The organism is Leifsonia sp. KNZ13-11D (genome assembly GCF_056754895.1).
Window position 1 is genome coordinate 1,275,088 of sequence record NZ_JBPGWU010000001.1, and the last position, 12,777, is coordinate 1,287,864.

Here is a 12,777-nt window from a genome sequence, read left to right on the forward strand (position 1 = left end):
TGGAAGCATGGTGGACGGGTGGGACGTTGACAGCGTGCACGTTCGCGCTCCCGGCAAGATCAACGTCTTCATGCGCGTCGGCGCCGTCATGGAGGACGGCTACCACGACGTCGCCACGGCCTACCAGGCGGTCTCGCTGTACGAGGACGTCCGCGCGTACCCGGCGGACAGCTTCTCGGTCGTCTTCGGCGGCAGCATCGACACCAGTGGCCTGCCGCTCGACGACTCCAACCTGGCGCTCAAGGCCGCCCGGCTCCTGGCCAAGCGCACCGGCTTCAGCGGGGGCGTCCACCTGGAGATCGACAAGCACGTGCCCGTCGCGGGCGGCATGGGCGGAGGGTCCGCGGATGCGGCGGCTGCGCTCGTCGCATGCGACGCGCTCTGGGGAACCGACGTCGGGCGCGAGGAACTGCTCGCGCTGGCGGCCCGGCTCGGCGCCGACGTGCCGTTCGCGCTCGTCGGCGGCACGGCCATCGGCACGGGCCGCGGCGATCGCCTGAGCCCGGCCCTCGCGACGGGCCAGTTCCACTGGGTGCTCGCGCTCCCGGAGGGCCAGCTGAGCACCCCGCTCGTCTACAGCGAGCTCGACCGCCACCGGGAGCGCCACGCGCGCGACATCGCCCCGGCCCAGCTCACCCCGAGCGTCGACTCCGCGGTACTGCAGGCCTTGCGTGCCGGCGACCCGGCGATGCTCGCAGAAGCGCTCACCAACGACCTGCAAGCGCCGGCCATCCACCTCGTGCCCGAGATCGCCCAGGTGATCGAGCTGGGCGAGACGAACGGGGCGCTGGCCGGAATCGTGTCCGGATCGGGCCCGACGGTCGCGTTCCTGGCGGCCGACCTCGACTCGGCGCTCGACCTGCAGATCGCGCTCAGCGCGGCGCGGGTGCGCGCTGTGCGGGCCACCGGGCCAGTGCACGGGGCGCGCATCCTGAACGACTGACGCGTCGTGGGCGGCTGACGCCTCGTGGGCGGCTGACGCGTCGTGGACCGCTGACGCGTCGTGGGCGGCTGACGCGTCGTGGGCGGCTGACGCATGTCGAGCGACTGAGCGGGGGCGGCCGGAGGTCGGGCTTGCGACGTGTCGGTCGGTGGCGTCGGGACGGAAGAATGCGCTGGGGCTGGTGTCGAGGAGCATGCGCCCAGCCTTCCAGCGGCGGGGCGACCGACGGCACGAGTCCGGCGGATCTGTGGAGAGTCGTCGGGCGGCGCTGATTGTGGAACGGCGGAAAGGAGGCCCCAAATCTCCGACGGAAGGCGTTGCAGAAGGAGTTCCGCGCCCGGATCGGCCGGATCTCCGACGCAAGCCACCGGATCTCCGACGGAAGGCGTTGCAGAAGGAGTTCCGCGCCCGGATCGGCCGGATCTCCGACGCAAGCCACCGGATCTCCGACGCAAGCCCGCCGGACCTCCGACCGCCCCCCGAAAGACCTCCCCTGACGATGCCCGGCCGCAGCCGACGTCGGGTTGAGACGATTCGTCGATGTCGGGAAGCGTTTCCGCCTGCTGGGCCGGGCATCCCAGGTGTCATCACACTAGCGAGGGCCTTGGCGACACTCCCAGTCCGGCGGACGAAACCGTCAAGATTTGACGGGTCTCCTCTTCGCCAGCGTCCGCAGGTCGCGGCGTGACCGCAGGCCCAGCTTGGAGAGGATGTTGCGCACGTGGAAGTTGACGGTCGTCACCGACACGTACAGCCGCTCCGCGATCTCCTTGTTGGTCATGCCGGCGGCGAGCGCGTGGGCCACCTGGCGCTCCCGGGTGGTGAGGCCGGCGAGCGGGTCGACGGCCGACGACTCGACCGCGGCCTCTTCGAGCAGGTGCAGGCAGCGGGCCAGGTAGCCCGAGGCTCCGAGCGCACGGAATGTGGCCGCGGCCGACTCGAGCAGCGCACGACCCGCGGCCCTCTCCCCGCGGGAGCCGGCGAGCCGGCCCGCGTCCAGCGCGGCGACCGCACGAGGGAACGGGAAGCGGTCCGCACCCGGCTCCTCGACGGCCGCGCGGTACGCGGTGAGCGCCTCCGGCGCACGTCCCTCCGCTTCGAGGGTCCGTCCCTCCAGCCAGCGCAGCGACCCGTAGTAGGGACGCCACGCGCCGGGCGCGGCGCACCGGTCATAGGCCGCGCGCGCCTCGTCGGCTCGGCCGAGCGCCGCGAGCGCGTCGACCCGGTAGGTCAGCCAGCCGAGCGTCGAGCCGCGTGAGGCGGCGGCCTCCGCCTGCTCGGCGGCGGCCAGCTGCTCGGACGGCCGGCCGAGCGCGCGGGCGAGCTCTGCGCGTGCCAGGTACGGCAGGTCGCCGTCGTACGATCCGGTGATCCGCGGGTCGGCCTGCGCCGCGGCGCTCAGCCGCTCGTCGACCGCCTCCGCTTCTCCGCGTCCGGCGCGGACCAGGGCCGACGTCCAGAGGGCGATCGGCCAGCAGGAGAGGTCCGTCTCGTCGAGCGCGAGTGCGACGGCGGTGTCCGCCAGCGTGGCGGACTCCTCCCACTCGCCGACCAGATACAGGATGTGCGCGTACATCGTGCGCGCGAAGCCGGCCGTCCAGCTGGTCGGGAAGCGGCGCACCAGGTCGTTCGCCCGCGACAGGTCGGCGCGTGCACGGTCGATGTCGCCGCCGAGGATGAAGACGCGGGAGCGGCTGACCAGCGCATCCACCGCCGCGGGGACTCGTGGCCGTCGACCAGCTCGTCGAGTTCGGCCGCCAGCGGCACGAACACGTCGGGGCGCTGGGCGTGCGCCGCCGAGATCACCGACCAGCCCAGCAGACGCGTCAGGTCGTCGACCGGCGCGGCCAGCCACCGCAGAGCCGGGTCCGCCACCTCGGCGGGGGCCGGGCTGTCCGCGATGTGACGTCGCGCCGCGTCGAGGTGGTCGAGCACCGCCGGGAAGTCTCCCATCGCCATCAGCACTTTGGGCAGCGCCTCCGCCACGTGCGCGCGGATCGCCCGCTCGTCGGGCGTCCGGGCGGGTCGCTTCTCGAACGCGAGCGCGAGGGCGAGGGCGCCGGGCAGGTCGCCGGAGAGGGTCCGCAGTTCGACCAGCACGGCATCCCGGGTCCGCGACGGCGGCATCGCCTCGAAGGCGGGCCTCAGCTCCAGGATGCGCTCGTGCATCCGGAACCGCATGGCGATGAGTCCGAGTTCGCGGAGCGCCCGGTCCGCCTCGGCTCCGGAGGCGAGGTCCACCGCCGAGCGCGCGTAGCTGAGCGCCTGCTCGGCCTGACCGAGGTCGGACACGGCGAGGGCGGCGGTGAGCAGCTCGTCCACCAGTGTGGGGTCGGTGCGGTCCGCGGCCTCCACCCGGTGGCGGAGGGCGCGATGCCCGGAGAGCACCTCGGCGGCGACGCGGTGGATGGCGACCCGGCGGTGCAGCGGCACCCCCGCAGCGAGGGCGTCGGCCAGGATGGCGTGGGCCGGTTCGACGCGGACCACGCCGTCCCGGGTCTCGGCCAGCACGAGCCCTCGCGCGACCGCGCCGTGGACGTCGATGTCGAGGCCCAGCCGGTCGGCGATGGTGCCCACGAGCGGCAGCGGGAGGGGGTCCCGGAGCACGGCGACGAGCTCCGCCGCCACGCGGACGGACGGGGGAGCGCCCTCGAGCGACGCGGAGATCGCGGTCGAGAGCGGCGTGATGGCCGTGGCGGGCAGATCCCAGCCGGCGGGATGCAGCGCCTGCGCGAACGTCTCACGCAGCTGACCCAGCAGCACGCTGAGCAGCAGCGGCGAGCCCTGCGTCGCCTCGGTGAGGCGCGTCGCCGTTCGGCGCGAGACCGGGTGGCCCAGCAGGTGGCGGGCGAGCTCCTGCGTGTCGCCCACGGTCAGCGGGGTGAGCTCCACCCGGGCGTGGTTCGCCGTGGTGGAGGCGAGGTCGTCGAAGAGCGCGGTGATCCGGTTGGGCTGCGGGCGCGTGGCCGCCGTGAACAGGAAGCGCTGGTCCACGAGGCGCCGCGTCAGGAACCGCAGGGCGCGCGCCGACGGCTCGTCCACCCACTGCGCGTCGTCGATGATCAGGCACACGGGCCCGTCGATACCGTCGATCGCGTCGAGGAGGAAGCGCCCGACGGTGAGCGGGTCGTCCCCGGGCTCGGGCGGCCGGATGGGGGTGGCCGAGCCCGCCCGTGCGCCGGTGGCGCGCAACGCGTTCAGTCCGCGCACGAGCGTCTCGACCGTCGCGTAGGCGAGGTCGGATTCGAACGAGTCGGCGTGGACGCGGAGGACCGTCCAGCCCTCCAGGCGCTGTGCCACATCCGCCAGCAGGGCCGTCTTGCCGAGGCCCGCCTCGCCGGCGACGAGCAGCGCACCGCCGTGCTCGCGGGCCTGGTGGGCCACCAGGAGCATGGTCTCCCTGGCGCGGTCCCTGCCGAACAGGGGCCGCTGGTCCGCGGCCCGCTTCTGGTCACTCACGTGCCGCTCCCGTCCCCATCGGCCGCGTCGGGTCGGGTGAGCGACCGATGCTCTGGATCATGGCACAGCGACCGGAGGGCTTTCGTTCCCCAGTCCGGGGGTGCGGGCCCGCAGCAGGAGGCGCCGTGCACGGCGCCGGGTCAGCCCTCGAGCTGCTCGGAGAGCTCCAGCCAGCGCGTCTCGAGGTCGGCGATCTCGCCCTCCAGGGTGCGCAGCTCCTCGGTCAGCCGGCCGAGGCCGACGTAGTCGCTCTGGTCGTGCCGCGCCAGCTCCTCGTGCTTCGCCGCGACCTGGTCGGTGACCTTGGCGAGCCGACGGTCGAGGGCCGAGAGCTCCTTCTCGGCCGAGCGCAGGGCCGCGCCCGAGAGGGCGGGCACCGCGGCGGCGCCGGCGGACGGCGACGCGGAAGTCGCGGAGGCGTCGCCCGCTCCCGACAGACCGCCGCCGCTCGACGGCCCCTCCGCGCTCTGCGCGCGCCGGAGCCGCAGGTACTCGTCGATGCCGCCGGGCAGGTGCCGCAGCCGTCCATCCATGACCGCGTACTGCTGGTCGGTGACCCGCTCGAGCAGGTACCTGTCGTGCGAGACGACCAGCAGCGTGCCGGGCCACGAGTCGAGCAGGTCCTCCATCGCCGCCAGCATGTCGGTGTCGAGGTCGTTCGTCGGCTCGTCCAGGATGAGCACATTGGGCTCGTCGAGGAGGATGAGCAGGAGCTGGAGGCGGCGCTTCTGACCGCCCGACAGGTCCTTCACCGGGGTGGAGAGCTGCGCGTTCGAGAAGCCCAGACGCTCCAGCAGCTGCCCCGGCGACACCTCCTTGCCGCCGGCCAGGTAGGTGGACTTCTTGCCCGCCACGACGGCGCTCACGCGCTCCTCGGCGATGTCGTCCAGCTCGCTGAGCTGCTGCGTCAGCGTGGCGATGCGGACGGTCTTGCCGCGCTTCACCCGCCCGGAGTCCGGCTCGACGGTTCCGGCGACGAGGCCCAGCAGGGTGGACTTGCCGGCCCCGTTCACGCCCAGGATGCCGGTGCGCTCTCCGGGGGCGATCCGCCACTCCACGTCGCGCAGCACGGTCTTGGGCGGATAGGAGGCCGAGACGTCGAGCAGGTCCACCACGTCCTTGCCCAGGCGGGAGGTGGCGAGTGTGGTGAGCTCGACCGTGTCGCGCGGCGGCGGCTCGTCGGCGATCAGCACGGCCGCCGCATCCATCCGGAACTTCGGCTTCGACGTGCGTGCGGGGGCGCCACGGCGCAGCCAGGCGAGCTCCTTCCGCATCAGGTTCTGCCGCTTCGTCTCGGCGACCGAGGCCATCCGGTCGCGCTCCACCCGCTGCAGCACGTAGGCGGCGTACCCGCCCTCGAACGGCTCGACGATGCCGTCGTGCACCTCCCACGTCGCCGTCGACACCTCGTCGAGGAACCAGCGGTCGTGGGTCACCACGACGAGCGCGCCCGAGCCGGTGGGCCAGCGGCCCTTCAGGTGCTGCGCGAGCCAGGCGACGCCCTCCAAGTCGAGGTGGTTGGTGGGCTCGTCGAGGAAGAGGATGTCGTGGTCGTGCACCAGCAGCGCGGCCAGGGCCACCCGGCGGCGCTGTCCGCCGGAGAGCTCGCCGATCGTCGCATCCCAGCGGATGTCCGACACGAGCCCGGCGAGCACGTCGCGCACCCGGGGGTCGCCCGCCCACAGGTGCTCCTCGCGGTCGCCGACGATGGCGTGGCCCACGGTCAGCTGCGGCGGCAGCTCGTCGCGCTGGTCCAGCATCCCGACCGTGACATCCCGGCGCCGCGTGACGCGGCCCGCATCGGGTTCGAGCCGGCCGGCCAGCAGCTGCAGGAGGGTCGACTTGCCGTCGCCGTTGCGGCCGACGACGCCGATGCGGTCGCCCTCCGAGATGCCGAGGGTGACGGAGTCGAACACGGTGCGCGTCGGATACTCCAGGTGCAGCGCTTCCGCGCCGAGCAGGTGAGCCATGAGACCATCCAGCCTACCGGGGCCGGCCGCACTAGACTCCCGCCATGGTCACCCACACCGTCGTGAACCAGCCGCCGCCGCGCGTCGACGTGGACGAGTTCGCGGCCAACCCCGCCCTCCGGGAAGGGGTCGAGCGGTACGACGCCGCGTGGGCCACGACGTCGCTCGGCGAGGTCGGGCGGCTGGTGGGGTCGGCGTCGTTCCAGCGGGATGCGGAGCTCGCGAACCTCCACGAGCCCCAGCTGCGCTCCTTCGACCGGTGGGGCGCCCGGATCGACGAGGTCGAGTACGACGACGGATACCACCGGGTGATCGCAGCGGCCGTCGCGGCGGGAGCCCACACGTCGGCCTGGGCCGACCCGCGCCCCGGCGCGAACGTCGCGCGGGCCGCCGCGTTCATGCTGTTCGCGCAGATCGAACCGGGGCACGCCTGCCCGGTGTCGATGACGCACGCGGCCGTGCCAGCACTCGCCGTCTCCGAGGGGCTCGCCGCCGAATGGATGCCGCGCCTCCTCAGCCGGGAGTACGACGGCCGGCTGAGGGCGGACAAGAGTTCCGCGCTGTTCGGGATGGCGATGACCGAGAAGCAGGGCGGATCGGATGTGCGCGCCACCACGACCCGCGCGCTCGCCGACGGCGACGGCCGCTGGCTGATCACCGGGCACAAGTGGTTCTGCTCCGCTCCGATGTCGGACGCGTTCCTGGTGCTCGCGCAGACCGCGAACGGCCTCTCCTGCTTCGTGGTGCCCCGCGTGCTGGAGGACGGCGACCGGAACGTGTTCCTCATCCAGCGCCTGAAGGACAAGCTCGGCAACCGGTCCAACGCCTCCAGCGAGGTGGAGTTCGACGGGACGGTCGGGTACCTGCTCGGTGAGGAGGGGCGCGGTGTGCGCACCATCCTCGAGATGGTCAACCGCACCCGGCTCGACTGCATCCTCGGCAGCGCGGCGGGGATGCGGCAGGCCGTCGCCGAGGCCGCCTGGCACGCGCGGCACCGTTCCGCGTTCGGCGCGCGGCTGATCGATCAGCCGGCGATGACGGCGGTGCTGGCCGACCTCGCGCTGGAGGCCGAGGCGGCGACCGAGGTGGCCCTCCGTCTCGCGCGGGCGCACGACGCGGACGCGCCGGCGACGGATATCGCGTTCCGGCGCCTGGCGACCGCGGTCACCAAGTACTGGGTCTGCAAGCGCGGACCGGGCCACGCCTACGAGGCGCTGGAGTGCCTCGGCGGCAACGGCTACACCGAGGCGTTCCCGCTGGCCCGGCGGTACCGCGAGCAGCCGGTGATGGCGATCTGGGAGGGCTCGGGCAACGTGATCGCCCTGGATGTGCTGCGCGCGCTCCGCCGCGAGCCGGCGGCCTGGGACGCCTTCGACGTCGAGCTCGCGCACGCCCGCGGCCGCTACCGCACCTTCGACGCGCACCACGACCGGCTGCGCGCCCGGGTGGCGTCCTGCGTCGCGGGCGGCGCGGCCGGCGGCGGCGCCTCCGACAGCGACGCGGCCGCCTCGGACGCCGACGCGGCCGCCGCCTCCGCCGAGGCCTCGGTCCGCCCGCTGGTCGCGGCGATGGCCGTCGCGCTGCAGGCCTCCCTGCTGATCCGTCACGCACCGGCCGCCGTCGCCGACGCCTTCGTCGCCGCACGCGTCGGCCCCGAGCGCGGCTCCCTCTACGGCGAGCTCCCACCCGGCCTCGACCTCCGCGCCCTCCTCACCCGCGCCTGACCCCCCACCGTCGAGTACACGAATAGTGCACGCCTTTGCGGCGTGTCGCGTGCACTTTTTGTGTACTCGACGGCGGGACGAAGGGACGGAGGGGAGTCGCGGCGCGAGTCGGTCAGGCGCCGATGGCGGCGTAGAACTGGGCGACGGCCTTGCGGTTGTAGGCGTGGTAGTCGAAGTGGCTGTCGGGGACCGCGCCGTTCAGGAACGCGCGCATGCCGTCGGCGACGCCGTCGACCGACTGCGGCACGACCATCCCGCTCCCTGCGGGCAGCGCGTTCTTCGCCGACGCGAACTCGACCGTGACGATCGGCAGCTGCAGCACCAGCGCCTCCAGCAGCACCATCGGCTGGCCCTCGTAGTCGCTGGAGAGCACGAAGCAGTCCGCCTTGGCCATGATCGCGTGCGGGTTGCGCTGCATGCCCGTGAGGAAGACCGAGCCCTGCAGCCCCAGCTCGGCGACCAGCGACTCCAGGTCGCCGGCCAGCGGGCCCGAGCCGACGACGACCAGACGGGTCCGCGGGTTCTCGGCGTGCACGGCCGCGAACGCCCGGATCAGCCGCGTCTGGTTCTTCTCCGGCGACAGCCGCCCGACGTTGACGAACGTCGTCACGTCGTCGTCGGCGAGCAGCAGCTCCGCCCAGTCGGGGATGCTGCCGGTCTCCTCGTCGAAGGTGAGCTCGTGCAGGTCGGCGGCCGCGTTCTCCAGGATGTGCTCGGCGTCGACAGTGTTGAGGGCCGACACGAACTTCTCCGGCGGCGCGTACTCCGCCAGGGCGTCGCGGTTGATCTCCGACAGGGTCGGGGACACGGAGACCAGGTGGTCGTACTGCCGGTACAGCGTGAAGATCTGCGTGAGGCTGTGCAGCATCCGCTTCTCGCCGTTCACCTCGCGGTGGGCGTCCGCCGCGAGGTCGTTGTGCAGCCAGATCGCCCGCTGCGCGTCGGGGGAGTGGAGCAGCAGCGTCGCCCAGAACGGTCCGTAGCCGGAGAAGTCGACCACGTAGTCGAATCGGCTCTCGCCGAAGCAGCGGTACCACTCGTCGTCCCACAGCCGGTTCTGCGCCGGGATGTCGGCGTGCTGCGCGATGCGTCCGCGCCGGAAGTCGAGGTGGCGGGCGAGGTGCACGAGCTTCGCCCCGTTCATCCCCCCGACCCGCGGGAACTGGCGGACGCCGGGATGGATCTGCCGCTGCTTTCCGATGATGACCTGCGACCGGCTCTGGGCGAAGAACGCCGAGACGTCGAAGCGCTCGTGGTCGATGTTGTTGAGCAGGTTCAGCGCGGAGGTCGTGATGCCGTTGGGGCGCATCCCGCCCAGGTAGAGCAGGATCTTCTGGCGGCCGTCGTCGGCGAGATCGCTGCGCAGGCGGTAGCCGTCCCGCTTGCCCCGGAAGACGATGTCGACGATGCGGGCGGATGCGGACCCGTCCTCGTAGGGCGTGAACCGCTCCTGCATCGACCGGTAGCGGCCGGCCGATTCGGCCGGCAGTGCTCCTCCGGCCCCGGCGATCGCGTGCAGGGCGTCGCCGACTTCGCGGGCCGACATGAGCACGGGCCCCGGCCACTCGTCCGGCTCGAAGTACAGGCCGCGGGTGCCCGCGTAGTCGGCCAGGTCGGGCGTGAAGAACACGATCGGCCGGCCGGTCCGGAGGAAGTCGAAGAAGATGCTGGAGTAGTCCGAGATCAGCATGTCCGTCGCACCGAGCACGAGGTTCGTCGGGATCTCGTTCGGCACGAGCATGCGCGCCAGCTCCGGCCGGTCCGCGGCGAGCGCGTGCACCGACTGGTGGGTCTTCAGCAGCACGGCGTAGCGGCTGGTGTCGATGCGCTCCTCGATCTGGTGGATGTGCGCGAGCAGCGCATCCAGGTCGTCCTCGGGGCGGCCGAACACCTGGCCCTTCCAGGTGGGCGCGTACAGGATGACCTGCCGGTCGCCGAGCGGGATGCCCGCGGCGACGAGCCGGCGGCGCACCTCCTCGCGCCCGCGGTCGTCGAGGAACTGCCGGTCGATGCGCGGGTAGCCCTCCTCGACGAGGGTGCCGCGGTAGACGCCGGTCAGCTTGTAGCCGGTCTCGTACATCTGCTCCGACATGAACGGGTTCGCCGAGAGCAGGTAATCGGCCTGCACGAAGTTGCGGATGATGTTGGCGGTGCCGAGCGCGCCGTCGGCGATGTCGTACCCCATCCGCTTCAGCGGTGTGCCGTGCCAGGTGTTGAGGTACACCTGCCCCGGGCGCTTCGAGAAGTCGGGCGGGAACGTCGCGTTGTTGACGAGGTACTGGCTGGTCGCGAGCGCGCGGTAGTAGGCGACGGAGCCGTAGCGGACGAAGCTCACCCGGTCGTCGCCGGCGAACTCCTCGACCGCGGCCCGGTACTGGCGCAGATCGGAGAGCGCCCAGATGTGGGTGAGGTGACCGAGGTCGGGGGAGGCGAGCAGCTCGCGGAAGACGGCCTCCGGGTTGTCGAGCATGCCGTTGCCCGAGAACGACTCGTACAGCACGGCGCCCCGGACGATCGGCTGCCGCCGCCAGTGCGCGTGGATCTCGTAACGCGCGGCACGCTTGGCCCGGGACGGCAGTCGCTTCAGTCGGGAGAGTCTCATCGCCCTCGATTTTATGAGAGCGGCATAACGGCCACCTGGGAGCACGATCTGCGGCACGCGAGGGTGGGTGTGCTCATGTGATGCTGTTCACTCCGTGGGTGTAGTCGAGCGTGGAGGTGACCTGTTCGACGCCGTGTTCGATCTTTTTCTGGACCATTCCGGACTGCACGGCATTGCTGACCCTCACCGCGGCCGTACGTCCGCCGATTTCCAGGGTGTGGGCTTCGATCCGGGTCCAGGCGACGGAGCGGATCGACGCGTTCTGCGCGTGGACGATCGGCGGGAGCAGCGAGTTCAAGAGTCCGACGGCCGCGTTGTGGATCTGCGCATCGATCGCCTGCTGGATCCCCTCGACGACGTCGTGGACACCGCTGCCCAGCTCGCCGATCAGATCGCCCAGGCTCGGCTGTGCCGAGCCGTATGCCGTGCCGGAACGAGACATCCCGTCCCTCCTTTCGCGGGCTAACGCCCGCCATAGATGTGCGCCCACTGCGCGTCTTCCGCGAGGGCGTTCTGAACGGATGAGCCGATCCCGACAGCAAGCTGGGCCACGAGCGTGAGGTGGTCGTCGACCCGCCGGTCGACCTCGGCGAGGGCCTTCTTGTCGACGTTGTGCTGGACCTCCAACAGGTGAACGGCGACGCAGTTCTCGATATCCGCTTCGGTGATCGACGGGATCATCGCCACGGCGCTTTTCGCCCCGGCCAGTTCTTGTTCCATCTGCGGCACCAGCCCGCTGTTGATCGCCTTGATCGACTGCAGCGGGGTCTCCATCTGGAGGACAGCCGATGCCATGGAGGCGGCTGCCATCGTGTCAACGGTGACCGCCAAAGCCGAGACCGCCATCCCGGCCACCGCGCCGACCGCCGGATTCTGCACAAGGGCGACCATGCCCGTCAGCAGCGGACTCAGATAGATCCGGGCGCCTTCCGGCACTCCGCTCAAGAGGTTGTCCGTGATCTCGGTCACGCTGCGGCCCTTCGCGCCGTCTCCGATGATGCTGCCATCGGGGTTGAAGCCGAAACCGGGGCTGATGTTGTGGTTGTCGAAGAGACCTTGGCCTGGTTGGCCTGTGACGTAGTGGGCTGCGCCGGAGCCGTTGCCGTGGATGTTTCCGACCAGGTCCCATTCGTTGACGTAGTTCGTGAACGGGTTCTTCCCCGCGGCGATCTGAGCCAGCACCCATTCTTTCGCCTGGGGGGAGAGCGCCTCCCATGCGTCGGGGCCGTTGAAGGATGTCGACGACAGATGCAGTTCGCCCGCGACATACATCGCCAAGAACCCGCCCAGTGAATGGCCGACGGTCTGGAAGGTCGCGTTGGGATGCGTCTTCCGCACCTCCGCCATGGCTGCTTGGGCGTATGCCGTCGCCTGATCCGCTTGGGTTCCGGGGCCGGTCTGACCGCCCACGACGACTTGCCCGTCCGCGCTGTAGTCGGGGTGGTGGTTGGGATTGGTCCCGGCGTAAGCGATGAATGCCTGTGAATAGTCCAGCTCGCCGTTGAGCACCGGTACCACGGTCATCGCCTGGAAACCCGTCACCGGATCACTCACCGGAGGCGGAGGAACCACCTGGTACTCCTGGCCGGGTTTACCCGGGAGGATTGAATCGCTGCCCTGATTCAAGGGGCTGATTCGTCCGCAGCGGATCCGCGTCGTAAGCAGCCTCCGCGATGGTTGCGTAGTCTTCTGCCGTTGTCATCCGAGCGCCTCGGATGAGCCGTCACTGTAGGTGACGGGGACTGGTGAGTGCGTCGGATTTGGCTCCGGAGCGGGGAGCGGGTCCCCGCCAACGAGGCTGAGGCCCAGGTGCTCGCCATAGTCCTTGCCCGCAATTGTGACGATCGAGTACGCCGACCAGCCGCCGGCACCGTTATATCCGCCTTCTTCAGTGAATTTGATTCGTTCTGTTTCCGGCCGGTCGTGAACGAATAGAAGCGCTGCCTTCTTCTGGTTCGCGAGGTTCGTCGCTATTCTGCTCTGCTGGTTCATCCTGCCGTTTCCAAGTATCGAACAAGAGGTCAAGGCCACAAGGACCGTCGCGGCAACACCGAGGCCCAGGAGGAGCCGTTTGCGCCG

9 protein-coding genes are annotated in these 12,777 nt (G+C 71.2%); 2 read left to right on the forward strand and 7 right to left on the reverse strand.

The genetic code is table 11. The features are described from left to right. Positions 1 to 7: 7 nt before the first annotated feature. Positions 8 to 943: a 4-(cytidine 5'-diphospho)-2-C-methyl-D-erythritol kinase gene (locus ACR9Y5_RS06440; RefSeq protein WP_481297184.1), complete on the forward strand. Its 936-nt coding sequence runs from the start codon at positions 8 to 10 to the stop codon at positions 941 to 943. 637 nt (positions 944 to 1,580) lie between these two features. Here ACR9Y5_RS06440 and ACR9Y5_RS06445 read toward each other — a convergent pair. From ACR9Y5_RS06445 to ACR9Y5_RS06455, 3 genes are all read right to left on the reverse strand, one after another. Continuing rightward, positions 1,581 to 1,724, reverse strand: coding sequence for a response regulator transcription factor (locus tag ACR9Y5_RS06445; RefSeq protein WP_481299527.1), 144 nt, complete (start codon positions 1,722 to 1,724; stop codon positions 1,581 to 1,583). Between the two features lie 617 nt (positions 1,725 to 2,341). After that, entirely contained in the window at positions 2,342 to 4,402 is a 2,061-nt protein-coding gene (locus ACR9Y5_RS06450) for an AAA family ATPase (protein ID WP_481297185.1), read from the reverse strand. A gap of 140 nt (positions 4,403 to 4,542) precedes the next feature. Further along, the gene (locus tag ACR9Y5_RS06455) at positions 4,543 to 6,372 is read right to left on the reverse strand and encodes an ABC-F family ATP-binding cassette domain-containing protein (RefSeq protein ID WP_481297186.1); all 1,830 of its coding nucleotides are present in this window, start codon (positions 6,370 to 6,372) and stop codon (positions 4,543 to 4,545) included. Positions 6,373 to 6,416: 44 nt separating this feature from the next. Between ACR9Y5_RS06455 and ACR9Y5_RS06460 the strand changes: the two genes are divergently transcribed. Next, a complete protein-coding gene (locus ACR9Y5_RS06460) occupies positions 6,417 to 8,096 on the forward strand; it encodes an acyl-CoA dehydrogenase family protein (RefSeq protein ID WP_481297187.1) in 1,680 nt (559 codons plus the stop codon). 112 nt (positions 8,097 to 8,208) lie between these two features. On the opposite strand, the gene ACR9Y5_RS06465 is transcribed toward ACR9Y5_RS06460, so the two are convergent. From ACR9Y5_RS06465 to ACR9Y5_RS06480, 4 genes are all read right to left on the reverse strand, one after another. Beyond that, positions 8,209 to 10,698, reverse strand: coding sequence for a CDP-glycerol glycerophosphotransferase family protein (locus tag ACR9Y5_RS06465; RefSeq protein ID WP_481297188.1), 2,490 nt, complete (start codon positions 10,696 to 10,698; stop codon positions 8,209 to 8,211). Positions 10,699 to 10,771: 73 nt separating this feature from the next. Then, on the reverse strand, positions 10,772 to 11,140 hold the full coding sequence (locus ACR9Y5_RS06470; protein ID WP_481297189.1) for a hypothetical protein: 369 nt from the start codon (positions 11,138 to 11,140) through the stop codon (positions 10,772 to 10,774). A gap of 20 nt (positions 11,141 to 11,160) precedes the next feature. Continuing rightward, complete coding sequence (locus tag ACR9Y5_RS06475) at positions 11,161 to 12,240, reverse strand: hypothetical protein (protein ID WP_481297190.1); 1,080 nt, start codon at positions 12,238 to 12,240, stop codon at positions 11,161 to 11,163. Positions 12,241 to 12,396: 156 nt separating this feature from the next. Next, the gene (locus ACR9Y5_RS06480) at positions 12,397 to 12,690 is read right to left on the reverse strand and encodes a hypothetical protein (protein WP_481297191.1); all 294 of its coding nucleotides are present in this window, start codon (positions 12,688 to 12,690) and stop codon (positions 12,397 to 12,399) included. Between the last annotated feature and the right edge of the window lie 87 nt (positions 12,691 to 12,777).

What these genes read in the sequence shown, in the direction of transcription:
- ACR9Y5_RS06480 (WP_481297191.1), bottom strand. Translation starts at nt 12,690, where the DNA reads ATGAACCAGCAGAGCAGAATAGCGACGAACCTCGCGAACCAGAAGAAG.
- ACR9Y5_RS06470 (WP_481297189.1), bottom strand. Translation starts at nt 11,140, where the DNA reads ATGTCTCGTTCCGGCACGGCATACGGCTCGGCACAGCCGAGCCTGGGC.
- ACR9Y5_RS06440 (WP_481297184.1), top strand. Translation starts at nt 8, where the DNA reads ATGGTGGACGGGTGGGACGTTGACAGCGTGCACGTTCGCGCTCCCGGC.
- ACR9Y5_RS06460 (WP_481297187.1), top strand. Translation starts at nt 6,417, where the DNA reads ATGGTCACCCACACCGTCGTGAACCAGCCGCCGCCGCGCGTCGACGTG.
- ACR9Y5_RS06445 (WP_481299527.1), bottom strand. Translation starts at nt 1,724, where the DNA reads ATGACCAACAAGGAGATCGCGGAGCGGCTGTACGTGTCGGTGACGACC.
- ACR9Y5_RS06455 (WP_481297186.1), bottom strand. Translation starts at nt 6,372, where the DNA reads ATGGCTCACCTGCTCGGCGCGGAAGCGCTGCACCTGGAGTATCCGACG.
- ACR9Y5_RS06465 (WP_481297188.1), bottom strand. Translation starts at nt 10,698, where the DNA reads ATGAGACTCTCCCGACTGAAGCGACTGCCGTCCCGGGCCAAGCGTGCC.